A 24,821-nucleotide genomic window follows, 5' to 3' on the forward strand; every position below is an offset into this window, starting at 1 on the left:
GGCTTCATTGCTGGGCTTTCCTCTTACATTTTTCTAAGTTTAAACGGGCTAACCATTAGGAATGATAAAATGATGATTATAAACAAAAACATCTGTGCTGGAACGTATGGGATAGCTAAAAAGCTCAAGGTTGCTAAGCAGCCAGCGGCTGTAATAGGTAAGCCAGTGAAATATCCATTACTTTCGGTAATATTAAAGCGAGCCAATCTAAAAGCACCACATCCAATAAAAAAGACAGTGAAGAAGGATCCAGGTCCGCCAAATTCATTTAAAATTCCTTGATATAGTAATAGTGCAGGCGCTACTCCAAATGATATAATATCACTCATGGAATCTAATTGTTTGCCTAAATCTGATTCAATATTAAATTTTCTTGCAGCCATTCCATCAAAGCGATCAGCTAAGGCAGCGATAAAAATTAACAGCAAACTTAATCGTAGATTACCTTCCATGGCAAAAATAATTGCAAAGCCGCCCAAAGATAAATTCGCTAACGTAATAACATTTGCAGTTTGGGACTTAAGTTTCTTAATTGTAGAATCAAAAACGTCTAATAAAAACACTTTGTTCCACCACTCCTTTTCAACAAGCCGGAAGAGAACTTTGATTTTTTCGTTACTCTACTTTATTTAATATTAAGCTTTTTAAGCAGTTTCGTAAAGAGTATTTTTACACTTTTTGGGGGTAATGTGATGTTAAAGCACGTATATCGTTTAATGATTGAGCTAACCAATGGGAAATGGACTTCTGTTATTTTAAGGCGATTTGTACGCTCAAGGATTAGCAGATTTGTTGTCCCTTCATTTGCTAGGATTTATAACTTAAATCAGATTGAAATGGAAAAAGCACTGCATGAATATCCAACGTTACATGATTTATTTATTCGAACATTAAAAAAAGAAGTACGAAAAGTTGATACAAGTGCAAATACAGTGGTTAGCCCTGTTGATGCAGTAATCGAAGCTGTTGGGTCTATCAATCAAACAAGTGAAATGGTTGTTAAGGGTAAGACATATTCCATACAAGAAATGTTAGGAAGTCAAGAGTCAGCAAATAAGTATTTACATGGTACATATATGATTCTCTATTTAAGCCCGAGTCATTATCATCGGATTCACAGTCCTGTAGAGGGTACAATTGTTAAACAGTGGACGCTTGGCTCTAAATCATATCCTGTTAATAAAATGGGTTTAAAATATGGAGTAAGAACATTAGCGAAGAATTACCGGTTGATTACAGAAGTGGATACAGCTTATGGACATATGGCAATTGTGAAAGTAGGAGCCATGTTTGTAAATTCAATTGAAAGAACTCATACAGGTTCACAGCTTGAAAAAGGCGGGGAAATGGCCTACTTTAGTTTTGGGTCCACTGTCGTATTGTTGTTCGAAAAGGGGATTTTTCAATTGGATTCTTCTATACATACACCAAAGGACATTAGAATTGGTGAAAAGATTGGAGTTCTACTCCAGGGAAATGGCAGAGCTTGAAAAATAATAAAAGAAAAAGCCCTCAAGGGGCATATGTGTAAGTTTTTTTAAGAAGAGATCTTCATTTTATTAAATAAAGAGCGGCGATGTATTTCTGTTTCAATAAGCTGAATAAACTCGGGGCAAAGATTTAATTCTCGTGCTTTATAGTAGGATTCAATTAGTAACTCATCTGACAGTTTACGCAAGCCAGAATGCACCTCCATATATAAAATAAATGGTACTAAAAAGTATAAATGAAGCATAAAATGGTAGGTTCAATTGATGTACCCTAAATCTACCAAATTAACTTAAAGAGGACAACCTTTCCAATTATTCACAATTAGCAGTGGATAACTTGTGATTAAAATGTTTATAAATTAGTAAAAAGGGACTGAAACAATGGGTATAATGTTAATAACTTTATCCACAGGTGTGTAAAAAAAAGGATTTTGTCGAAAAATATTTTTTATATTTAGTATTTACAGCAAAAAGTATTATTTCTTTGTAAAAAAATCCGACTTTAACAAATAATAAACCAAAATAACTTAAATTCGTTTTATTTTGATACTAAGGTTAAAATTGGTTATGATGGTACAGATAAACAGATGTTTAATTATTGCTGAATTAATGAGGTGTAAGCTTAGTGTTAAAGAATTTTTTACCTGATGAACATGTTAAGAGCATATTGGATATTAATCCCGAGGAGCTAAAAAAAAGAGGTATTAAGGGAATTATAACTGATTTGGATAATACGCTTGTGGAATGGGATCGTCCTAATGCCACACCTGAGCTCATAAAATGGTTCGAACAAATTAAAAAACACAATATTCTTGTAACAATTGTTTCTAATAATAATGAAATGCGTGTAAAGGAATTCTCAGATCCTTTGCAAATACCATTTATCTTTCGAGCGAGGAAACCGACAGTGCGTGCGTTTAATCAGGCTCTTTCTCAAATGGGTATTAGAAAGGAAGAAGCTGTTGTTATTGGAGATCAATTACTAACGGATGTTTTTGGCGGAAATCGAAGCGGATTTCACACTATTCTGGTGGTCCCAGTTGCACAAACAGATGGTTTTTTCACAAAATTTAACCGTTTTGCTGAGCGAAGAATTTTGAATTGGTTCAGGAAAAAGGGCATGATTCAATGGGAGGATTAAAGTGTGAGTGAACAAGAGCAATATTTATGTATGGGGTGCGGTGTAAAGGTCCAAACGGAAAAACCGGAAGAACTAGGATATGCACCAGCATCAGCGCTTGAAAAGGAAGCGATTATTTGTCAGCGTTGTTTTCGTCTAAAGCACTATAATGAGGTCCAAGATGTCAGTCTAACCGATGATGACTTCCTGAAAATTTTAAATGGGATTGGTCAGACGGATGCATTAATTGTGATGATTGTGGACATTTTTGATTTTAATGGAAGCTGGCTGCCTGGATTACACCGATTTGTAGGAAAGAACAAAATCGTGTTGGTGGGAAACAAAGTGGACCTTCTGCCTAAATCAGTAAAACATAACAAATTGATTAATTGGATGAAACAAGAATCAAAAGAGCTGGGGCTAAGGCCAGAAGAGGTTTTCTTAGTCAGTGCAGAGAAAGGCAAGTTCATCAATGAAACAGCTGCTGCCATTGATGAATTGCGAAATGGAAAAGATGTCTATGTCGTAGGATGTACAAATGTAGGGAAATCTACATTTATAAATAGAATCATTAAAGAGGTTACAGGTGAAGGAGATATAATTACTACATCACACTTTCCTGGCACTACCTTAGACATTATTAAAATCCCGCTAGAGGATGGAAAATCACTGATTGATTCTCCTGGAATTATCAATCATCATCAAATGGCTCACTTTGTGGATAAGAAGGATTTAAAAGTGATTACTCCTAAAAAGGAAATCAAGCCAAAGGTATTCCAATTAAATGAAGGACAAACCTTATTTTTTGGAGGATTAGCGAGATTTGACTTTATTAGCGGTGACAGAACCTCATTTGTTTGTCATGTTTCAAATGAAATTAACATCCATCGGACAAAAATAGAAAATGCCGATGAACTATATAGAAACCATGTAGGGGAAATGCTGGCTCCACCTCGAAAGGATGAATTAGATTCTTTCCCAGAGCTAGTAAAACAGGAATTTATGATTAAGGATGCCAAAACAGATGTTGTTTTTTCTGGCCTGGGGTGGATAACCGTTAACGAGCCAGGGGTAAAGGTTGCCGCATACGTACCCAAGGGTGTTCAAACACTTATACGTAAATCCTTAATCTAAAATGGGGGGAGAAACAGGGTGGAAAAACTATTAGCGGTTCTTGGAAATCCAATTGGTCACTCAATGTCACCAATTATGCTTAATGATGTATTAGAAATGCATAATATCGACGCTCATTATCTTCCATTTCATGTGGAAAATCAAGATCTTCCAGCAGCTATCCATGGTTTAAAGGCACTCGGGGTATTAGGCTTTAATGTGACGATACCACATAAAACTGCTATCATTCCCTTATTAGATGAAGTGGATGAATTGGCTCTAAGCATAGGTGCAGTAAACACGGTAGTAAATGAAAATGGAAAGTTAATCGGCTATAATACGGATGGATACGGATTTCTAAAGGGGTTAAATGCATATATCACAACCTTATCGGATAAAAAAGTATTAGTGATTGGAGCTGGCGGGGCGGCGAGAGCTATTTATTTTACAATGGCGAAAATGAAACCACAGGCAGTTGACATCGCTAATCGTACCATTGCTAAAGCAGTGGAACTAATAGAAGCTTGTCCGTTTGATACATCCTCCAAAGCTTTATCACTGGTAGAGGCAGGAGAACAATTGGCTGAATATGATGTGATTATACAAACCAGTATGATTGGCATGCACCCAAAAATTGCAGAAAGTCCGATTAGCCTCAAAAATTTAAATAACCAATCACTGGTGTGTGATATAATATACAACCCACTAGAAACCCAGTTTTTAAAGGAAGCAAGGCAACAAGGTGCAACCATTCAGAATGGAATAGATATGTTTGTTTATCAAGGAGCGCTTGCTTTTGAAAAATGGACAGGAATTTTCCCTGATGTAAATAGAATGAGAGAAAATGTACTACTACAGCTTGGAGGCGTGAAATGTTAACAGGTAAACAAAAAAGGTTTTTAAGGTCCAAAGCTCATCATTTAGATCCAATTTTTCAAGTAGGAAAAGGTGGAGTAAACGAAAATATGATAAAGCAGGTGGCAGACGCTTTAGAAGCAAGAGAGCTTTTTAAAATAAGTGTTTTGCAAAATTGTGAAGAAGATAAAAATGTTGTTGCGCAGCAGTTAGCTGAAGGGACAGGCGCAGATATCGTCCAGATTATTGGTAATACAATTGTGCTTTACAAAGAATCAGTGGAAAAGAAGCAAATTTCACTTCCATAAAGGAGGTATCATCATGACAAAGGTTGGGATTTTGGGAGGGACGTTTGATCCGCCTCATTACGGACATTTGTTAATTGCAAATGAGGTACTCTCAGAGCTTAATCTGGATGAAATTTGGTTTATGCCAAACCAAGAGCCTCCTCATAAAAAGAAATCAGATTCAGTTGAAAACACCGACCGTTTGCAAATGCTGGAACTTTCGATTGAAGGGAATTCAGCATTTAAAATCGAAAAGATTGAGCTTGAAAGATCCGGTCCCTCATTTACTGTCGACACGATGAAGATATTAAACGAGCAATTCCCTAATCATCAATTTTATTTCATCATCGGGGCAGATATGATAGAATATCTGCCCAAATGGCATAAGATTGACGAATTGATGGAGCTTGTCCAATTTGTCGGTGTTCAAAGACCGGAATACAGCTCGGAAACAGATTATCCTATTCACTACGTGGACATACCAGCATTCGAGGTTTCGTCAAGTATGATAAGAAAGAGAGTAAATCAAGGTATGACGGTTCGCTATTTATTACCCGACCGAGTTATTGATTTCATTAGGGAGAAGCAATTATATGAAACGTGAAGAAGCATTGAAAATCGTAAAAGAACAGTTGACTGACCATCGCTATCAGCATACATTAGGAGTCATGGAAACTGCGATTGCATTAGCAAAACAATATGGAGCTGATGAAAAAAACGCGGAATTGGCTGCAATCTTTCATGATTATGCAAAGTTTCGCCCACAGGATGAAATGAGACAAATCATTTTGTCGCAAAAATTCCCTCAGGATTTACTCGAATATCATGCAGAGCTATGGCATGCGCCTGCAGGAGCCTATTTAGTCGAAAAAGAAGCAGGGATTTTGGATAAGGAAATACTGGATGCAATCCGCTATCATACATCAGGAAGACCGGGTATGACGTTGCTGGAAAAAGTAATCTATTTAGCCGATTATATTGAACCAGGCCGCCATTTTCCAGGAGTGGATGAGGTAAGAGCCTTAGCAAAACAAGATTTGGACACTGCTTTAATACAAGCGGTTAAAAATACCATCCAATTCTTAATGAAAAAGAATCATCCGGTTTATCCGGAGAGCTTTCAAACATATAATGATCTCGTAATGGAGGACTGATTAATGACTAATCAAGAGTTATTAAAAATTGCTGTAAAGGCAGCAGATGATAAAAGAGCTGAAGATATTCTTGCATTAAATATGCAGGGAATCTCTCTAATTGCCGATTATTTTATTATTTGTCATGGAAACTCTGACAAACAAGTACAGGCAATTGCAAGAGAAATTAAAGGAAAAGCAGAAGAAAACGGTTATAACGTAAGAAGAATGGAAGGCTTCGATGAAGCAACGTGGATATTAATTGACCTTGGAGATGTGGTTGCGCACGTTTTCCACCGTGATGAAAGAAGTTATTATAAATTGGAACGGTTATGGGGAGATGCTCCATTAGAGGATATTCGCAGTGAGCTAACCACATGAGTTATGAACAATTCGCCTATCTTTATGACGAGCTGATGCAAGATGCTCCTTATGAAGAATGGGTTAATTTTGTAAAAGAAAAATCGCAAAAATATCAGGTCGATGGTAAAGATTTACTTGATTTGGCCTGTGGCACTGGAGAGCTCTCCGTACGTTTTGCTAAGGAGGGCTTTTCGGTTAGTGGTGTAGATTTATCCGCTGATATGCTTGCGGTTGCACAGGCGAAAGCACAGGAACAAGGACTGCCTATTCCTTTCTTTGAGCAGGATATGGCAAGTTTAGAAGGACACGAAGAATTTGATATTATCGGGATTTTTTGTGATTCCTTAAATTATTTGAAATCAGATGCAGATGTCATACAAACCTTTGCAAGTGTGTACAATCACCTAAAGGATGAAGGCATATTCTTTTTTGATGTCCACTCCACTTATAAAATTTCTGAGGTTTTTACGAAGCAAACCTTTGCTGATGCAGAGGACCAAATATCCTATATTTGGAATAGCTTTCCCGGTGAGTTACCAAATAGTGTTGAACATGAACTAAGTTTTTTTGTTTTAGATGAACAAACTGAAAAATATGATCGGTTTGATGAACTTCATTACCAAAGAACTTACCCTATACAACAGTATTCAGACTGGTTAGATGATGCAGGGTTTGAATTGCTCGAAGTCTGTGCTGATTTCGAAACAAAAGAACCACAGCCAAATTCTGAAAGAATATTTTTCATAGCAAGAAAAAAGCCATCTTTATAAAAAAGATGGCTTTTTTTTAAAAATAAAAGAGGATTTTGACAAAATTTAGCGAATTAATGTTTATTGAACTGCAAATTAACTTTTTCCAGGTCTTCATTAAACTTTGCATGTGTTGTTTGGAAAACATGTTCAAAGAGATCTCCAAGCTCATCCTCCATCACTTTAATGCCCTCACCTGTGATCCCGCCCTTAACACACACTTTTTCTTGTAAGGAAGGCAATGTATAATGCCCTTGTTTGATTAACTCTCCAAGACCAACTATCATTTCACTTGCCATCACTGTAGCCGTTTCTTGATCAATTTCTGTTGCTTTTACCGCAGCAAGGATAAAACGTTGCAGTAAGTAAGTGAAAAATGCTGGACCACAGCTCACAATATCGGATGCAACTCTTGTTATTTTCTCATCAATGGTTACTGGTACCGAAATCTTCGCAAACAAACTCTCCACTTTTGTTTTCCAATTTTCACTGCAATGTTCACCATATGTTATTAGAGATACTCCCGCTAATGCCCGGTTTGTAATACTCGGGATAACCCTGGCCACTGAACAAGCTGTTTTTGCTTCAAGTTGGTTTGTATCAATAGGACTCGTAATGGAAATGATACATTTCCTGGTACCTAAATGGGGATTAATCTCTTTGAGAATGGGAAAAACATCCAAGGGTTTTACACAAATAAACACTAAATCGGATTGAGATGCTACTTCTGCCGCATTTTCCCCAACCCTTATATTCTTATATTTATCTTTAAGCATCATCGCTTTAGTTTTTGTCCTATTAGTTATTACCATTGAAGAAGGGGAAACTGCTTTTCCATCAATCAGAGCCTCGATTAAAATTGTCCCCATATTACCGGTACCTATGATACCAATTTTCATTATTCCGACCCTCCTTCGAATGCAGATTCTCTAATAACAATATGAGATTAAATAGTGAAATATACCAATTGAAAGGATGGATTCATTATGAAGGACTGGATAGTTGAGCATAAGAATTATGTAATTATTGCCGCTTTAATAGCTTTTGGAGCGATTTTTTATTTCTTAGATGACAGTAAATCTTTAGGTAATAATGTAGAAAATATCATCCCTCCAGCAATAACCGAAGAAAAGGATATTGAACAACAACAAAAGCAAATACAAGAACCTGAAAGCGTGATTGTAGATGTTAAAGGTCAGGTGAAAATGCCTGGTGTGTATACGTCCACTCAAGGGGAAAGAGTAATAGATGTTATTAATCGTGCTGGAGGTTTAATGGAAAACGCAGATGAAAGCCAGGTGAATTTTGCAGAGCATGTTCAGGACGCAATGGTTATTTATATTCCCGCTAAGGGAGAGGAAGGAATGGTTCCAGCGGTAACAACAGGCATTACGAATACCGGAGGAGATAGTCAAGGGAAAATTAATTTGAATAAAGCTGATGAAAATGAATTACAAAATCTGCCTGGAATTGGTCCCTCAAAGGCCACTGCCATTCTAGAATACCGGGAAACAAACGGTCCGTTTAAGAGTGTTGAAGATTTGAAAAATATAAGCGGGATTGGTGACAAAACATTCGATAAACTTAAAAATCTAATAACTGTTAAATAAGAAATTTAATTGACCTATTACAGTTACAGATATTACACTTAAGTGAGAAATATATCGAATTTTGGAGGAGTTGGAGAAGGTGGAACGCATTTCGTGGGATCAGTATTTTATGGCGCAAAGCCATTTGCTGGCGTTAAGAAGTACTTGTACAAGGCTTACAGTAGGTGCAACCATTGTCAGAGACAAGCGAATTATTGCCGGTGGTTACAATGGGTCAATCGCTGGGGGAGACCATTGTATTGATAAAGGTTGTTATGTTATTGATAACCATTGCGTAAGAACCATTCATGCCGAAATGAATGCACTTTTACAATGTGCCAAATTTGGTGTACCTACAGCGGAAGCGGAGATTTATGTTACTCACTTCCCGTGCCTTCAATGCTGCAAAGCCATTATCCAAGCAGGGATTAAAACAGTTTATTATGCAGAGGATTATAAAAATCACCCTCATGCAGTTGAATTATTTCAGCAAGCAAATGTTAGGACTGAACAGGTTGAATTAAAAGAATCAGTTATTGACTTTAGCAAAGTAAGTCAATGATATTTAGGCTGTGTTAAACTGGGCTGTTGATTAACGCTACAGGTTTTAAAATCAACAGTTTCCATTAACACAGCCATTATTCCCCAAAAAATTGGAGAAAACATATGAATGGTAAATATTTTTATTTTGCTATTGCCTCATTATTAGGTGTTTTGGCGGCACTCTTTTCACAGTTGCCCTTCTTGCTGCTTACCATCATTTTCTTATACATCCTCTATAAATATAAGAAGTATTCAAAACTACATTTAGCAATCGTTTTCTTCCTCTTTATTACTTTTTTTCTCACTAGTCAATATGCTGTAACAAATAATAAAACGAGCCTGTCAGATTCAGCCACTAATTTCACAGTAGAATTTACTGAGAACCCCAAAGTGGATGGTGATTTACTTCAGGTTACTGCGAGTGATTTGAAAAATAAGGAAAAGATTTTAATACGCTATAAAATCAAATCTGAAGCTGAAAAAGATGCATTACAAGACACTAACTTTTACGGGCGTATTTGTCATATAACCGGTCAATTAAGCGATCCCTCCATTGCTAAAAATCCAAATGCATTTAACTACCGTAAATATTTAGCGAGTAAACAAATTTATAAGATATTCGAGCTTACTCGACATCCTCTTCAAAGATGTGCTGAAGTAAAATCAACGCCAGTAACTTTGATTAAAGAATTACGTTTTAATGGCATCCACTATCTTGAAAAGCATTTCCCTACTGAAATTGCCGCACTTTCTGCTGCCTTAATTTTTGGAGATAGGAGCATGTTTGACCCTGCGTTATTAACGGATTATCAAAAGTCTGGTATTGTTCATTTATTGGCAATATCTGGACTTCATGTTTCCTTATTAATCGGGATGGTATTTCACTTAGGGATTAGAATCGGGTTGACTAGGCAGTTCATGATGAATTTTCTTCTCGTGGTTTTGCCGATATATGCGATTCTAACAGGTGCCTCCCCCTCTGTAATCCGAGCGGTGTTGATGCTCTTTCTTGTATTGTTGGTTTTAAAATGGAAAAAGCAAATAAAAATGTCTCCAATTGATGCCATCAGCCTTACACTTATGATATATGTATTTTTTACTCCCTTAATTATTTTAGATGCTGGCTTTCAGCTATCATTTTCAGTTAGTTTTGCCATTATTTTATCTTCCGCAAGCTTACTCCCCAGGTATCAACAAACGATATCGGCGATGATTGTCATCTCAATTATTGCACAGCTCGCAGCACTGCCGATTTTACTGTACCATTTTTTTGAAATTTCTTTAATTAGCATTGCAGCCAATCTTCTCTATATTCCACTCTTTTCGTTTGTTTTTCTCCCAGGATTATATTTTTTGTATTTCATTCAGATTACTTTTGGGGACACACCGTCAATCCTAGTAGAAATAATGATGAAAATCATTACCTTAGCGAATGGTCTTATAGGTTATATTGCAGACTTTTCTTTTGCGCAGTTCGTAACCGGAAGACCTCATTTGCTAAATTTCATCATTTATTTGGTAATCATCCTCCTTATTTTTTTACTATGGGAAGCTGGTCTACAGCAAAAAAGGAAAGCAAAAGTTATGCTTTTGGCTCTTATCTTGTTTTCATTTCAACCCGCTTGGAACTGGGCAAATCCATATGGAGAAGTCACTATGATAGACGTTGGGCAGGGAGATAGTATTTTAATTCGTTATCCTTTTGGTAACGGTACTTATTTAATCGATACAGGAGGAACGATTCAATTTGAAGAGGAAGAATGGAAAAAGGCCGCAAAACCATTTGAAGTTGGGAGAGATGTGGTAGTCCCTTTTTTAAAAGGAAAGGGGATTACCAAGCTCGATAAACTTATTCTTACCCATGGCGATAATGATCATATTGGCGGAACTCTTGCAGTTTTAAAGGAAATAGAAGTAAAACAAATCATTGTACCATCAGTTGCAGATTCTTCTAAAGCAGAATTTACTATCATTCAAGAGGCACATAAAAAGGGCATTGAAGTTATAATGGTTGCTGAAGGAAGCCAATGGAAAAATGAAAATAGCCTATTCTATGTTCTAAGTCCCGAAGAAAATTATCAAGGTGAGCGGAACAGCGGATCAATAGCTCTTGTCGCCAATATTGGCGGGATGAATTGGTTTTTTGGGGGTGATCTCGATCAAGAGGGGGAGGAAAGAATCTTAAAGAAATATCCGACATTGAATATAGATGTACTAAAAGCTGGACATCATGGCAGTAAAACCTCGAGCAGCGAGTTGTTTATCGACAAAATTACTCCAACCATAGCATGGATATCAGTTGGTGAAAGAAATCGCTATGGTCATCCTCATACAGAAGTATTAAAACACTTATCAAAAACAACTATATACAGGACTGATCAACATGGGGCGATTACCTACAGGTTTTACCAGGATAGTGGAACCTTTTCTTCTTTTTTACATACGATAAAGCAATAACTCATCAGAAACGAAAAAAAAGACTGCAAGGAGTGCAGTCCTCGAAAGCTTATTATGTAGCAGTACATTAGGATCCGATAACTTTAATAACGGTTGCAATAATAAACATGACAGCAAAAAAGCCAAATGAAACGATAAAGCCTACCCCAGAATCAATTGCGTCGTTGCGATTATCTTGCACATTCTTTTCAAATTCATTCACAATTTACCCCTCCTATTTCACATTATAGTATAAGCGATTTATATTGAAAAATCCAGCATACATTAAATATCTGCTTCCTTTATTGACAAGAGTTGACACAAATACTTTACTCCAAAAAGGTGACACTAAATTTACACAAAGGAACTCCGCCAAGCAATTAAAAGATCCTAGGGCTTTAATTGCAGGCGTTCATCATAGATCGGGAATTGGCGCTTTTCTCCAAAGCCGTCAATTCCCTTTAAACACTTGTCAAATTGTCCAAGCTTCATTACGATAGATAATGGAACTGAACTCGGGAGGGGAGCTTGGATAATGGTATTAGATATTTGGAAAAAAATCAAACAAAGGGAAATTGCTCCCATATATTTATTATACGGTACAGAGGCCTTTTTAATCAATGAAACGAAACAATTGCTGCTTAACCAGGTTTTAGATGAAGAAGAAAAGGACTTTAATTTTACTGCGTATGATTTAGAAGAAACTCCGATTGAAACGGCTTTAGAAGACGCAGAGACCTTCCCTTTCTTAGGCGAGAAGAAAGTAATTTTTTTACATAATCCCAAGTTTTTAACGGCTGAAAAAACAAAAGAAAAAATTGACCATAATCTCGCGCGGTTTGAAGCGTATTTAAAAGAACCTGCACCATATACAATCGTGGTTATTTCTGCGCCTTATGAAAAGCTTGACGAACGGAAAAAAATCACCAAAGAGCTAAAAAGAGCGGCAGTTATAGTCGAAGCAAAAAAATTGAATGAGTACGAGTTGAAAAATTGGGTGAAGGAAAGAGCAAAAGTAAATGGGATCATTTTCGATGCTGATGCGCTGGAACTATTAATTGCGCTTGTTGGAACAAATATGTTTATGATTACAGGTGAGGTTGATAAATTAGCATTGTATGCTTCTGAGGCAAAACAAATTAATGCTTCAATGGTAGAAAAGTTAGTCTCGAGATCATTGGAGCAAAATATTTTCACTTTAATCGAAAAGGTTGTCCAACGAAAACCAGAGGATGCCCTTCGAATTTATTATGATTTATTAAAGCAAAATGAGGAACCAATTAAAATATTAGCCTTGCTTGCAGGACAATTTAGGCTGATTTATCAAGTGAAGGAGCTTTCTAGAAGAGGCTATGGGCAGCAGCAAATGGCTGGCTTTTTGAAAACTCATCCTTTTCGAGTAAAGCTTGCTGCTGGTCAAGCCAATCAATTTACGGACGAAGAATTGACCAACCTTATCACGATGTTAGCCAATGCTGACCTTCAAATGAAAACGGGCGGTATGAATAAGTCATTACTGATTGAACTATTATTATTTAAAATAAAACGCTAAAACAAAAAAACGATTCCTGATGGGAATCGTTTTTGCATGTCCTCTTCTTATAAAGAGTTAGCTTTTTTAGCAAGACGTGATTTTTTACGGGCAGCAGCGTTTTTATGGATAAGTCCTTTAGCAGCAGCTTTGTCCAATTTACTAGCAGCAGCGGCGAATACTTCTTTCGCAGCAGTACCGTCGTTGGTTGCAACAGCAGCTTCTACTTTTTTCACAGCAGTACGCATAGCAGACTTAGCAGTTGTATTTTGAGCATTACGAGCTTCGTTTGTTTTTACACGCTTAATAGCAGATTTAATGTTAGGCATTATATTCACCTCCTACAAAGAATCGAGATTATATGAACTCGATATTACCTTCATTCACAATTAATCAGAACAAAAGATATTTTATCAAACCAAACCTTATTTTGCAATACCAGATTATTTTCATATAACAATAAACTTGAATGTTTTGGCGGAAAAGGGGCAAAAATAGGAAATAGTTTCTAGATTAAAAAGCGGAAGCGACTGCCCAGGGGCGACGGGCATAAGACGAGCTGGCGAGAAGGTTGTTCTTTAACCTTCTTGTCAGATTGCTTATGACCCGAGCCCCTAGTCGCTGGAGCTGGATTCAGAATAAATGGATGGGAGCGATATAGATGAAGGAGAACTTGAACAGCAATATCGACTTAAGCCAGTACTCGATACGAACGGATTTAGCCATTGAATCAAGAGAAATGGTCATTGCCGGCAGGGAAGGAACAGTGGAACAAGAGGAGAACCTTTCACAAATTGAAGGTGTCATCATAAAAGAAAAAGACATAGATGATATAAAAATCTCATTAGTTGAGGTCACAGATGCAGGTGCCAAACAGTTGGGTAAAAAACCCGGACGTTACTTAACCCTTGAGGTACAAGGGATTAGACAGCAGGACACTCCATTACAACAACAGGTTGAGGAAATTTTCGCCAAAGAATTTGCTCATTTTTTAGATGGGACTGGTATTAAAAAAGACGCATCTTGCCTTGTTGTGGGTTTGGGTAATTGGAATGTAACTCCTGATGCACTTGGTCCAATGGTGTGTGAAAATCTATTAATAACCAGACACTTGTTCGAATTACAGCCAGAACATGTAGAGGAAGGCTATCGTCCGGTTAGTTCCTTAGTTCCGGGGGTAATGGGGTTAACTGGCATAGAGACAAGCGATATTATCTTTGGGGTAGTGGAAAAAACAAAACCCGATTTTGTCATTGCTATTGATGCTTTAGCAGCAAGGTCGATTGAAAGAGTGAATTCTACTATACAAGTTTCTGATACAGGCATTCATCCAGGATCAGGGGTAGGAAATAAAAGAAAAGAATTAAGTAAAGAAACATTAGGAGTTCCCGTTATCGCTATCGGAGTTCCGACTGTTGTAGACGCGGTTTCTATTACTAGCGACACAATCGATTATATCCTAAAGCATTTTGGCAAGGAGCTCAAGGAAGGAAATCGTCCTTCAAGAGCACTGGCCCCTGCCGGGATGACATTTGGAAAACGGAAAAGGCTTACCGAAGATGACTTGCCTGAAGAAAAGCACCGTCAGACCTTCCTTGGTATTGTTGGCAACTTAGAAGAGGAAGAAAAACGTAAGTTGATATACGAAGTGTTATCACCTTTAGGACACAATTTAATGGTAACCCCAAAGGAAGTGGATGTTTTTATTGAAGATATGGCTAACCTGATAGCGAGCGGATTGAATGCTTCGCTCCACAGTAACGTTGACCAAGGAAATGCAGGTTTTTATACAAGATAATATTCTGTGTCCACCTCACAACCTAAGAATAATGGTTCTAGTAATTCTAGTGGAGTCATAAGTATTTACTAGAATAAATTGAGAGGTGGAACCATGAAATCTACTAAAAATTCCGGATTGTTTTTGGCAGTGCAAGCGACGAATCTAATTAAAGCAACCTCTATTATCTTGTTGTTTATGGTACTAGTCTTTTCTATCAGCGGGCTTTTAACATCGTTAAAGCCCCAATTTAGACCTATGTCAAATTCTGTTAATACAGCTGCGAATCAAATAAATGGGAAAATGCTTTATCAACTGATGGCATGGGAGAATCATCATTTTCTCTCTATTGAAGAAAATTTAACAGCCAGCCCCAAATTAACCAACTTAATTTTCAAGCTTTCGAGCAATATTAATTTAAATGACCCAAGAAGTCTCTTAGGTAGAGAACTTCCTGGATTCTTTCAGTTTGATGGAAAAATTGTAGTAGCTGGTGAAGGTTCAAATTATACAAATATGCCAATGGAGTCTGCACCGCCAATCGAAATAATGTTGGCTGAGCGTGAGGCCTCCCTGCAAAATTTAGAGGGAATAGATGAAGGCAACAGCGGTGGTCTAAAGCCTTCACCGTCACTTACAACAGGTGATAAGAAGGTCGTACATCTCTACTTTACTCATAATCGCGAGTCCTATTTACCTTATTTACAGGGTGTAATCGATCCTAATCTTGCCTATCATTCTAAATTAAATGTCACTAAAATAGGTGATCAATTAAAAGCGGGGTTAGAGCAGAGAGGGATTGGAACATCGATTGATAAATCAGATGTTATGGGGTCTGTTAAGATGGCGAGTACGTATTCAAAATCAGGAGAATTAGTAAGAGAAGCGATGGCAACAAATCGTGATATACACTATTTGATTGATATCCATCGAGATGCCCGTCGCAAAGATAAAACAACCCCTATTGTAAATGGACAAGCTTATGCACAGCTTGTATTTGTGATAGGTGGTAAAAACCCTAATTATGAAAAAAACCTAAAATTGGCAACAGACCTGCATAACCTTTTAGAAGAAAAATATAAAGGATTAAGTTATGGGGTTATGAAAAATCAAGGTGCTGGACAGAATGGTGTCTACAATCAAAATTTATCTGAAAATGCCCTATTGATTGAATTTGGCGGTGTTGATAATACCTTTGAAGAGTTAAACCATTCAGCTGATGCGCTTGCAGATGTCTTTAGTGAATACTTCTGGCAGGCAGAAAAAGTAAATTATGATGATGAGCAACCCAAGGATAAACAATAGAAGTAAAGGAGCATGTGCTATGAAGATGTTCATGCTAAAGTTTTTCTGTATTGTGGCGCTTATGTTTATTTCGGTGTTAGTCGGGATGCAATTGGCGAATGATGGAATTCATAAAATGAAAGGCTACGATGACCCGAATTTCCAAAATGCGATTGCTTTAAGTGAAAATGGGGAGCATGTAAAGGCAACTTTTCTGGGAAATGAAATATCGAGCCACGACATTGATGAAAAGAAAAAGAAGCTTGAGGAAATAAGTGCCTTTAATTTATTTTCGTCAATGGGTAAGAAGATATCAGAAGGTGTCTCCACTGCTTCGAAAAAACTGATTAGTCTAATAACCGAATAAATATTCCTAGCGGTTCCTTCACATGGATGCCGCTTTTTTTTGTGATTTCAGTTTTAATTGAATCTTATTTCCCGTACTGATATAATCAAAAATAGTGTAATTGTGCGAGTTATAGTAGGAGTGAAATACATGAACAGAGAAGAAAAACTCAAAAGACAATCAAATATAAGAAATTTTTCGATTATAGCCCATATTGACCATGGGAAATCAACATTAGCAGACCGTATCCTAGAAAAAACAAATGCATTAACTTCCCGTGAAATGAAGGCTCAACTTTTAGATTCGATGGATTTAGAAAGAGAACGCGGGATTACGATAAAGTTAAATGCTGTCCAATTAAAATACAAAGCAAAAGATGGTGAAGAGTATACTTTCCATCTGATTGATACACCTGGGCACGTCGATTTTACCTATGAGGTTTCTCGAAGCCTTGCTGCTTGTGAAGGTGCTGTTTTAGTCGTTGACGCCGCACAGGGGATTGAAGCACAAACCTTGGCGAACGTTTATCTTGCATTGGATAATAACCTTGAAATTATACCCGTTATTAATAAAATTGACTTACCAAGTGCTGAGCCTGAAAGAGTCCGTAATGAAATTGAAGAAGTTATTGGACTTGATGCCTCTGAAGCGGTTTTAGCGTCTGCCAAAGCGGGAATAGGGATTGAGGATATCCTCGAACAGGTGGTAAAAATTGTCCCTGCTCCAACTGGTGACCCTGATGCTCCATTAAAAGCACTAATTTTTGATTCTCTTTATGATGCTTATCGTGGTGTAGTGGCCTACATCCGAGTTGTTGAAGGCAGCATCAAAGTAGGAGATAAAATTAAAATGATGGCAACCGGTGCTGAATTTGAAGTAAATGAAGTAGGTGTATTTACACCAAAATCGACGCTGGTCGATGAGCTAACCGTTGGGGACGTTGGATTCCTTTCAGCTTCAATTAAAAATGTTGGGGATACAAGGGTTGGGGATACTATTACAAATGCAAAAAATGGTTCAACAGAACCCCTTCCAGGTTACCGTAAATTAAATCCAATGGTGTATTGTGGTTTGTATCCAATCGATACTGCAAAATTTAATGATTTACGTGAAGCATTAGAGAAGCTGCAGTTAAATGATTCTGCGCTTCAATTTGAGCCGGAAACTTCTCAAGCCCTAGGCTTTGGTTTTCGCTGTGGGTTCTTAGGTCTTCTTCATATGGAGATTATTCAAGAGCGGATTGAGCGTGAATTCAAAATTGATTTGATTACAACAGCTCCAAGTGTTATCTATGATGTACACATGACAAATGGCACTCAAATAAAAGTGGATAACCCTTCAAATCTTCCGGATCCACAGAAAATTGACCATGTTGAAGAACCTTACGTAAAAGCAACGATGATGGCTCCAAATGAATATGTCGGTGCGATTATGGAGCTGTGTCAGCAAAAGCGTGGTATTTTTATTAATATGCAATACCAAGGTGAAAACCGTGTAAACATCATCTATGAAATTCCGTTGGCAGAAATTGTTTATGATTTCTTTGATCAGCTTAAATCTAGCACCCGAGGCTATGCGTCATTTGATTATGAATTAATTGGCTATAAACCGTCTAGCTTGGTTAAGATGGATATATTGTTAAACGCTGAAAAGGTGGATGCCTTAAGCTTTATCGTTCATAAAGATTTTGCCTACGAACGCGGCAAAGTCATTGTTGAGAAGCTAAAGGAATTAATCCCAAGGCAGCAATTCGAAGTTCCTGTCCAAGCCGCTATTGGTCAAAAAATTGTTGCTCGTTCAACCATTAAATCCATGGGTAAAAACGTATTGGCTAAATGTTATGGGGGAGATATCTCCCGTAAACGAAAGCTGCTCGAGAAACAAAAAGAAGGTAAAAAACGGATGAAACAGGTTGGTTCTGTCGAGGTCCCACAAGAAGCCTTCATGGCTGTCCTAAAAATGGATGATAACAATACAAAAAAATAAAAAACGAAAAAGGGAGGGTAGGATGAGTCTATTAATAGGCAAAATCCAGCCTCTTTTTATTTCAAAATAAGAAGGTGAAGTATGATTAAAGCTGCCTATCTCCATATCCCCTTTTGTGAGCATATTTGCCATTACTGTGATTTTAATAAAGTATTTCTTAAAGGGCAGCCGGTGGATGAATATTTGCAGGCACTTGAGCAAGAAATGGTCCTAACATTAAACAAATATCCAACTGACAAACTGCAAACCATTTTTGTGGGCGGTGGGACACCGACCTCCCTAAATGAAAAGCAGCTTGAACGGTTTTGCGAAAGTATAACCAGGAACTTACCGATGAGTAGAAATGTTGAATTTACTTTTGAAGCAAATCCAGGTGATTTAACAACAGAAAAGTTACAAATATTAAAAGATGCAGGTGTAAACAGACTTAGTCTTGGTGTTCAAACCTTTAATGATGAATTATTAAAGAAAATTGGTCGTGTCCATCGTGCAAAAGATGTTTACCAAACAGTAGAGAATGCAAAGTCTATTGGCTTCAAAAATATTAGCATTGACTTAATCTTCAGCCTGCCGACTCAAACCATTACTGACTTTAAAGAGTCATTGACTCAAGCTTTTACACTAGACATTCAACATTATTCGGCCTATTCGTTAATTATTGAACCAAAGACAGTTTTTTACAATCTTATGCAAAAAGGAAAACTCCCTACACCGGGAGAGGATGCGGAAGCAGCAATGTATGAACTGCTTATGGAGCAAATGGAAAAGCACGGATTTAATCAGTATGAAATTAGTAATTTTTCAAAGTCTGGCTATGAAAGCAAACATAACCTAACATACTGGAATAACGATTACTATTATGGGTTCGGTGCTGGTGCTCACAGCTATGTGGATGGCTGGAGACGCTCGAATGCTGGACCATTGAAAAAATATATGGGACTAATTGATAACGGGAACCTCCCTATCTTTCAGGAACACCAAACTTCTAAAGCAGAACAAATAGAAGAAGAAATGTTTTTAGGTCTGCGAAAAACAGATGGAGTATCTATAGCCCATTTCATCGGAAAATTTGATATTGACCCACTGGAAATATTTAAAAATGAGATTTCTGATTTGATTGCAAAAAAATGGATAGAAGTAAAAAAAGATAATATATATTTAACTAAAACAGGGCGGCTTTTAGGAAATGAAGTTTTTCAAGCATTTTTAGGGGTTTCGAACTAGCCCCTAATTAGGTAGCTTTCAATTTCTTAATATCAAATGATTGACATCATCCCCCTATTTTTGATAATTTATTAATAGAATTAGCACTCGACCTTAATGAGTGCTAACAGAGGTGATGAAAGGTGTTAACAGATCGTCAATTATTGATTCTTCAGGTTATTGTTGATGATTTCGTTCGGTCTGCACAGCCTGTCGGCTCAAGGAGTTTGTCGAAAAAGGAAGAAATATCATTTAGTTCAGCGACCATTCGGAATGAAATGGCTGATCTTGAAGATTTAGGCTATATTGAAAAAACCCACACTTCTTCAGGCCGTGTACCTTCTGAAAAGGGTTATCGTTATTATGTGGACCATTTACTGTCGCCTCAAGCATTAAATAAACAGGATATATCCATCATTCAATCTATCTTTGCTGAGAAGATTTTTGAATTTGAAAAAATTATTCAAAAATCAGCCAAAATCTTATCAGAACTAACCAATTATACTTCTATCGTTTTAGGTCCTGCAGCCAGTTTCAACAAGCTTAAAAGGATTCAAATTATTCCTTTAAACAAGGAAACAGCAGTGGCAATCTTTGTTACCGATTCAGGACACGTTGAAAACCGCACATTTTATTTGCCTTCTACCGTGGATGCAAGTGATTTGGAAAAAACGGTTAACATTCTTAACGAACGGTTAACCGGTGTAGCCCTTGAAGACCTTAACGATAAAATTTACAAAGAAGTTGCGACATTGCTAAGGCAGCATATCAGAAATTATGATTTAATGCTTAGTACTGTAGCGGATTCCTTAAAAATGCCGGTTAATGAAAAACTTTTCTTTGGTGGAAAAACAAATATGCTAAGTCAGCCAGAGTTTCATGATATCAGTAAAATTCGCAGTCTGTTGCAAATGATTGACCATGAAGAAAGGATTTATCCTTTAATCAAACATGACGCAGCTGGTATTAATGTGAAAATTGGCAGGGAAAATAATAATAGCGCAATGGAAAATTGCAGCCTTATTACGGCAACTTATTCAGTTGGAGCAGAGAAATTAGGAACCATAGCGATTCTTGGTCCAACTAGAATGGAATATTCTCGCGTCATAAGCTTGCTGCAGTTTTTAAGTAAGGATTTGACCTCAGTATTAACAAACCTGTATCAAAAATATTAGGGCTGGAAATATTGAGTATGGGGTGAAATGTACTTTTTTCACCCACCTTTTTATGAAATCATTTATTCAATATATGTTTTAGTAATCCTTTAAGGAGGTGAGTAAGTTGACAAAAGAAAGTAACAACACGCTTAATGAGGAAGTTGAAGTTCATACGAATGAACAAGTAGAACTTACCGATGAGGAAGTTGAAACAGTTTTTGCAGAAGAAGAGAACTCGACTGAGGAATCAACAGCTGTAGACTATGCTGCTGAAATACAAGCCCTTACTAGTAAGCTAGAAGAAGCAGATAATCGTTACTTGCGTCTTCAAGCAGATTTTGATAATTTCCGTCGTCGTACTCGATTAGATATCGAGGCAGGCGAAAAATATAAAGCACAAAAATTGGTCACTGAATTGCTCCCAGTTCTAGATAACTTTGAAAGAGGTTTAAAAGTTGGAGCTGATAATGAGCAAACCAAAACTTTGCTTCAAGGCATGGAAATGGTTTATCGAAGTTTAGTTGATGCCTTGAAAAAAGAAGGTGTTGAGCCAATTGAAGCAGTTGGTAAGGAATTTGATCCAAACTTCCATCAAGCCGTTATGCAAGGGGAAGATGAGAATTTTGGTTCAAACATCGTGACTGATGAATTCCAAAAAGGATACATGTTGAAGGATCGTTTGATCCGCCCATCAATGGTTAAGGTAAACCAATAAAACCTACATATTATTATCTAGGAGGAAAAACGTTATGAGTAAAATTATCGGTATTGACCTTGGTACAACAAACTCATGTGTCTCCGTTCTTGAAGGCGGCGAACCAAAGGTTATTCCCAATCCAGAAGGAAACCGTACAACACCATCAGTAGTAGCATTTAAAAACGGTGAACGCCAAATTGGGGAAGTGGCTAAGCGTCAGGCTGTTACGAACCCAAATACCATCATGTCCATTAAACGTCATATGGGAACAGATTACAAAGTAGAAGTAGAAGGTAAAAACTATACTCCACAAGAAATGTCAGCTATTATCCTTCAATATTTAAAATCTTACGCTGAAGATTATCTAGGGGAGCCAGTTACCAAAGCGGTAATTACTGTACCAGCTTACTTTAATGATGCAGAGCGTCAAGCAACAAAGGATGCGGGTAGAATTGCTGGTTTAGAAGTTGAACGTATCATCAATGAACCAACAGCTGCAGCTCTTGCATACGGTTTAGATAAAACAGATCAAGACCAAACCATTCTTGTTTACGACCTTGGCGGCGGTACTTTTGACGTATCCATCCTTGAATTAGGCGATGGTGTCTTCGAAGTTAAATCAACTGCTGGTGATAATCGCCTTGGCGGAGATGACTTTGACCAAGTTATTATCGATTACCTTGTAGAACAATTCAAAAAAGAAAATGGGATTGACCTTTCTCAAGACAAGATGGCATTACAGCGTTTAAAGGACGCAGCTGAAAAGGCGAAAAAGGATTTATCTGGAGTAGCATCATCTCAAATTTCATTACCGTTTATCACTGCTGGTGCAGCTGGTCCGCTTCATTTGGAAGTAACAATGTCAAGAGCTAAATTTGATGAGCTATCTGCACATCTTGTTGAACGGACAATGGGACCAACTCGCCAAGCATTAAGTGATGCCGGTATATCACCATCACAGCTTGATAAGGTTATTCTTGTTGGAGGGTCAACTCGTATTCCTGCAGTTCAAGAAGCTATTAAAAAAGCTACCGGTCAGGAGCCACACCGTGGAGTTAACCCGGATGAAGTTGTAGCAATGGGTGCTGCGGTCCAAGGCGGCGTTATCACAGGTGATGTAAAGGATGTAGTTCTACTTGACGTTACGCCACTATCACTTGGTATCGAAACAATGGGCGGCGTACTTACAAAACTAATCGATCGTAACACAACGATTCCAACATCTAAATCACAGGTATTCTCAACTGCAGCTGATAATCAAACAGCTGTTGATATCCACGTTCTTCAAGGGGAACGTCCAATGGCAAATCTAAATAAAACTTTAGGACGCTTCCAATTATCAGATATACCACCAGCACCACGTGGAATTCCACAAGTTGAAGTAACCTTTGATATCGATAAGAACGGTATTGTAAATGTACGAGCAAAAGATTTAGGTACAAATAAAGAACAACAAATCACAATCAAATCTTCCACAGGTCTTTCTGACGAGGAAATTCAAAAAATGGTCAGAGAAGCAGAAGAAAACGCTGAAGCTGACAAGCAGCGTAAAGAAGAAGTGGAGCTTCGTAACGAAGCAGACCAACTAGTGTTTACAACTGAGAAAACATTAAAAGATTTAGAAGGTAAAGTTGACGCGGATGAGGTTGCAAAAGCCAATGAAGCTAAAGATGCGTTAAAAGAAGCAATTGAGAAAAATGAGCTTGAAGAAATCCGTGCGAAAAAAGACGCACTTCAAGAAATTGTTCAAGCTTTAACTGTTAAGCTATATGAGCAAGCTGCTCAAGCAGCCCAAGGAGCACAAGGTCCAGAAGGCGGAAGCGCTGGTCCTAAAGATGACAATGTAGTCGACGCTGAATTTGAAGAAATCAAGGATGAGAAATAAAATTTGAGTTACTAACTGATGAAAAAGTCAAAGTCAGCATCGACTTTGGCTTTTTCTATGTTAGGGTCATGACTATTTATTGCAATGAAGGTCTTATAAATGATAGAATAATTTTTATGTGAAATATTCGGGAGTGGTAATCATGAGCAAACGAGATTACTATGAGGTGCTTGGTGTTAGTAAGAGCGCTTCTAAGGATGAGATAAAAAAAGCATATCGAAAGCTCTCTAAACAATATCATCCAGATATTAATAAAGAGGCTGATGCTGTTGATAAATTTAAAGAAATCGCCGAAGCTTATGAGGTTTTAAGCGATGATCAAAAAAAGGCACACTACGATCAATTTGGTCATACTGATCCGAATCAAGGATTTGGCGGCGGCGCTGATTTCGGCGGTGGTTTCGGTGGCTTTGAAGATATTTTTAATACGTTCTTTGGCGGTGGCGGCGGCGGCTCGCGCCGACGTGATCCAAATGCGCCAAGACAGGGTGCAGACCTACAGTACACTATGACAATTTCTTTCGAAGAAGCAGCATTTGGAAAAGAAACAGATATTGAAATTCCTCGTGAAGAAACATGTGGTACATGTAACGGTTCTGGTGCTAAAAAAGGAACAAATCCTGAAACATGTCAACACTGTCATGGAACAGGACAGTTAAATATTGAGCAAAATACACCATTTGGCAGGGTAGTTAATCGCCGTATTTGTCACCATTGTAATGGGACAGGTAAAGAAATTAAACACAAATGTTCAACTTGCGGCGGTAATGGCAAAGTGAAAAAGCGCAAGAAAATTCATGTGAAAATCCCTGCAGGTATTGATGATGGCCAACAATTACGGATTTCTGGACAAGGTGAGGGCGGTATTAACGGTGGTCCTTCTGGAGATTTGTATATTGTTTTCCACGTGAGGGAACATGAGTTTTTTGAAAGAGATGGCGATGACGTTTATTGTGAAATGCCTATCACTTTTGTTCAAGCTTCACTTGGTGATGAAATCGAAGTGCCAACCTTGCATGGTAAAGTTAAACTTAAAGTTCCTGCGGGAACACAGACAGGAACCAAATTCCGACTTAAAGGAAAAGGTATTCCAAATGTACGGGGGTATGGAGTAGGGGATCAGCACATTATTGTCCGTATGATTACTCCTACTAAATTAACAGATAAACAAAAGCAGCTTTTGCGTGAATTTGCAGACCTTAGTGGCAACTCACCAATTGGTGAACATGAAGAAGGCTTTTTCTCAAAAGTAAAACGAGCCTTTAAGGGCGAGTAAG

Annotated in this window: 26 protein-coding genes and 1 pseudogene; 22 read left to right on the top strand and 5 right to left on the bottom strand. The window is 37.6% G+C overall.

The genetic code is table 11. From position 1 onward, the window contains the following. Window positions 1-23: 23 nt before the first annotated feature. Entirely contained in the window at window positions 24-563 is a 540-nt protein-coding gene (pssA, locus tag J2Y03_RS15140; protein WP_132088590.1) for a CDP-diacylglycerol--serine O-phosphatidyltransferase, read from the bottom strand. Window positions 564-692: 129 nt separating this feature from the next. Here pssA and J2Y03_RS15145 point away from each other — a divergent pair, with 129 nt between their 5' ends. After that, the gene (locus J2Y03_RS15145; protein WP_310195454.1) at window positions 693-1,490 is read left to right on the top strand and encodes a phosphatidylserine decarboxylase; all 798 of its coding nucleotides are present in this window, start codon (window positions 693-695) and stop codon (window positions 1,488-1,490) included. Between the two features lie 47 nt (window positions 1,491-1,537). Here J2Y03_RS15145 and J2Y03_RS15150 read toward each other — a convergent pair whose 3' ends face one another. Next, window positions 1,538-1,678, bottom strand: coding sequence for a sporulation histidine kinase inhibitor Sda (locus tag J2Y03_RS15150; protein WP_132088584.1), 141 nt, complete (start codon window positions 1,676-1,678; stop codon window positions 1,538-1,540). A gap of 437 nt (window positions 1,679-2,115) precedes the next feature. Between J2Y03_RS15150 and J2Y03_RS15155 the strand changes: the two genes are divergently transcribed. From J2Y03_RS15155 to J2Y03_RS15190, 8 genes are read left to right on the top strand one after another with little or no spacing between them, the layout of a single operon-like run. Beyond that, on the top strand, window positions 2,116-2,631 hold the full coding sequence (locus J2Y03_RS15155) for a YqeG family HAD IIIA-type phosphatase (RefSeq protein ID WP_132088581.1): 516 nt from the start codon (window positions 2,116-2,118) through the stop codon (window positions 2,629-2,631). A gap of 30 nt (window positions 2,632-2,661) precedes the next feature. Then, complete coding sequence (yqeH, locus tag J2Y03_RS15160; protein WP_310195513.1) at window positions 2,662-3,744, top strand: ribosome biogenesis GTPase YqeH; 1,083 nt, start codon at window positions 2,662-2,664, stop codon at window positions 3,742-3,744. A gap of 18 nt (window positions 3,745-3,762) precedes the next feature. After that, the gene (gene aroE, locus J2Y03_RS15165) at window positions 3,763-4,602 is read left to right on the top strand and encodes a shikimate dehydrogenase (RefSeq protein WP_132088575.1); all 840 of its coding nucleotides are present in this window, start codon (window positions 3,763-3,765) and stop codon (window positions 4,600-4,602) included. Beyond that, window positions 4,596-4,886 carry a ribosome assembly RNA-binding protein YhbY gene (gene yhbY, locus J2Y03_RS15170; protein WP_132088572.1) on the top strand — a complete coding sequence of 97 codons (291 nt, stop codon included), beginning with the start codon at window positions 4,596-4,598 and terminating at the stop codon, window positions 4,884-4,886. Before aroE ends, yhbY begins: the two co-directional genes overlap by 7 nt. Before the next feature lie 13 nt (window positions 4,887-4,899). Then, window positions 4,900-5,469 (top strand): nicotinate-nucleotide adenylyltransferase, encoded by a 570-nt coding sequence (locus tag J2Y03_RS15175; RefSeq protein ID WP_310195456.1) that lies wholly within the window; start codon window positions 4,900-4,902, stop codon window positions 5,467-5,469. Beyond that, window positions 5,459-6,019, top strand: a complete 561-nt coding sequence (gene yqeK / locus J2Y03_RS15180; protein ID WP_310195458.1) for a bis(5'-nucleosyl)-tetraphosphatase (symmetrical) YqeK — start codon at window positions 5,459-5,461, stop codon at window positions 6,017-6,019. The genes J2Y03_RS15175 and yqeK overlap by 11 nt, the downstream gene beginning before the upstream one ends. A gap of 3 nt (window positions 6,020-6,022) precedes the next feature. Beyond that, window positions 6,023-6,379: a ribosome silencing factor gene (gene rsfS / locus J2Y03_RS15185; protein ID WP_132088563.1), complete on the top strand. Its 357-nt coding sequence runs from the start codon at window positions 6,023-6,025 to the stop codon at window positions 6,377-6,379. Next, window positions 6,376-7,131, top strand: coding sequence for a class I SAM-dependent DNA methyltransferase (locus J2Y03_RS15190; RefSeq protein WP_132088560.1), 756 nt, complete (start codon window positions 6,376-6,378; stop codon window positions 7,129-7,131). The genes rsfS and J2Y03_RS15190 overlap by 4 nt, the downstream gene beginning before the upstream one ends. A 53-nt stretch (window positions 7,132-7,184) precedes the next feature. Here the strand turns inward: J2Y03_RS15190 and comER are convergent, their stop codons facing one another. Continuing rightward, window positions 7,185-8,009: a late competence protein ComER gene (comER, locus tag J2Y03_RS15195; protein ID WP_310195460.1), complete on the bottom strand. Its 825-nt coding sequence runs from the start codon at window positions 8,007-8,009 to the stop codon at window positions 7,185-7,187. 87 nt (window positions 8,010-8,096) lie between these two features. Here comER and J2Y03_RS15200 point away from each other — a divergent pair, with 87 nt between their 5' ends. The 3 genes and pseudogenes from J2Y03_RS15200 (at window position 8,097) to J2Y03_RS15210 (ending at window position 11,699) form a co-directional block, all read left to right on the top strand. After that, the gene (locus J2Y03_RS15200) at window positions 8,097-8,720 is read left to right on the top strand and encodes a helix-hairpin-helix domain-containing protein (protein ID WP_310195461.1); all 624 of its coding nucleotides are present in this window, start codon (window positions 8,097-8,099) and stop codon (window positions 8,718-8,720) included. A 79-nt stretch (window positions 8,721-8,799) separates the two neighbouring features. Continuing rightward, window positions 8,800-9,240 (top strand): annotated as a pseudogene (locus J2Y03_RS15205) (ComE operon protein 2); the annotation flags it as partial. A gap of 125 nt (window positions 9,241-9,365) precedes the next feature. Further along, window positions 9,366-11,699, top strand: a complete 2,334-nt coding sequence (locus J2Y03_RS15210) for a DNA internalization-related competence protein ComEC/Rec2 (RefSeq protein ID WP_310195462.1) — start codon at window positions 9,366-9,368, stop codon at window positions 11,697-11,699. 67 nt (window positions 11,700-11,766) lie between these two features. Here J2Y03_RS15210 and J2Y03_RS15215 read toward each other — a convergent pair whose 3' ends face one another. Continuing rightward, window positions 11,767-11,901 (bottom strand): YqzM family protein, encoded by a 135-nt coding sequence (locus J2Y03_RS15215; protein ID WP_132088545.1) that lies wholly within the window; start codon window positions 11,899-11,901, stop codon window positions 11,767-11,769. 312 nt (window positions 11,902-12,213) lie between these two features. Between J2Y03_RS15215 and holA the strand changes: the two genes are divergently transcribed. Then, window positions 12,214-13,230 carry a DNA polymerase III subunit delta gene (gene holA / locus J2Y03_RS15220; RefSeq protein WP_310195465.1) on the top strand — a complete coding sequence of 339 codons (1,017 nt, stop codon included), beginning with the start codon at window positions 12,214-12,216 and terminating at the stop codon, window positions 13,228-13,230. Between the two features lie 47 nt (window positions 13,231-13,277). On the opposite strand, the gene rpsT is transcribed toward holA, so the two are convergent. Then, the gene (gene rpsT, locus J2Y03_RS15225) at window positions 13,278-13,538 is read right to left on the bottom strand and encodes a 30S ribosomal protein S20 (RefSeq protein ID WP_132088539.1); all 261 of its coding nucleotides are present in this window, start codon (window positions 13,536-13,538) and stop codon (window positions 13,278-13,280) included. A 332-nt stretch (window positions 13,539-13,870) separates the two neighbouring features. On the opposite strand from rpsT, the gene gpr reads away from it, so the two are divergent. The 9 genes from gpr (at window position 13,871) to dnaJ (ending at window position 24,820) form a co-directional block, all read left to right on the top strand. Beyond that, window positions 13,871-15,007 (top strand): GPR endopeptidase, encoded by a 1,137-nt coding sequence (gene gpr, locus J2Y03_RS15230; protein ID WP_310195467.1) that lies wholly within the window; start codon window positions 13,871-13,873, stop codon window positions 15,005-15,007. Window positions 15,008-15,100: 93 nt separating this feature from the next. Then, window positions 15,101-16,291 (top strand): stage II sporulation protein P, encoded by a 1,191-nt coding sequence (locus J2Y03_RS15235; protein WP_310195468.1) that lies wholly within the window; start codon window positions 15,101-15,103, stop codon window positions 16,289-16,291. Between the two features lie 19 nt (window positions 16,292-16,310). After that, window positions 16,311-16,637, top strand: a complete 327-nt coding sequence (locus J2Y03_RS15240; protein WP_310195469.1) for a DUF3679 domain-containing protein — start codon at window positions 16,311-16,313, stop codon at window positions 16,635-16,637. A gap of 129 nt (window positions 16,638-16,766) precedes the next feature. Further along, window positions 16,767-18,602 (top strand): translation elongation factor 4, encoded by a 1,836-nt coding sequence (gene lepA, locus J2Y03_RS15245; RefSeq protein ID WP_132088527.1) that lies wholly within the window; start codon window positions 16,767-16,769, stop codon window positions 18,600-18,602. An 81-nt stretch (window positions 18,603-18,683) separates the two neighbouring features. Then, window positions 18,684-19,826 carry a radical SAM family heme chaperone HemW gene (gene hemW, locus J2Y03_RS15250; RefSeq protein ID WP_310195471.1) on the top strand — a complete coding sequence of 381 codons (1,143 nt, stop codon included), beginning with the start codon at window positions 18,684-18,686 and terminating at the stop codon, window positions 19,824-19,826. A gap of 122 nt (window positions 19,827-19,948) precedes the next feature. Beyond that, entirely contained in the window at window positions 19,949-20,980 is a 1,032-nt protein-coding gene (gene hrcA, locus J2Y03_RS15255; RefSeq protein WP_310195472.1) for a heat-inducible transcriptional repressor HrcA, read from the top strand. 106 nt (window positions 20,981-21,086) lie between these two features. Next, entirely contained in the window at window positions 21,087-21,677 is a 591-nt protein-coding gene (gene grpE, locus J2Y03_RS15260) for a nucleotide exchange factor GrpE (RefSeq protein ID WP_310195474.1), read from the top strand. A gap of 34 nt (window positions 21,678-21,711) precedes the next feature. Further along, window positions 21,712-23,544 carry a molecular chaperone DnaK gene (gene dnaK, locus J2Y03_RS15265; protein WP_310195476.1) on the top strand — a complete coding sequence of 611 codons (1,833 nt, stop codon included), beginning with the start codon at window positions 21,712-21,714 and terminating at the stop codon, window positions 23,542-23,544. Between the two features lie 142 nt (window positions 23,545-23,686). After that, complete coding sequence (dnaJ, locus tag J2Y03_RS15270) at window positions 23,687-24,820, top strand: molecular chaperone DnaJ (protein ID WP_132088512.1); 1,134 nt, start codon at window positions 23,687-23,689, stop codon at window positions 24,818-24,820. Window position 24,821 lies beyond the last annotated feature (1 nt).

The organism is Neobacillus niacini, assembly GCF_031457145.1.
In the GTDB taxonomy this organism is placed as follows: domain Bacteria; phylum Bacillota; class Bacilli; order Bacillales; family Cytobacillaceae; genus Neobacillus; species Neobacillus niacini_J.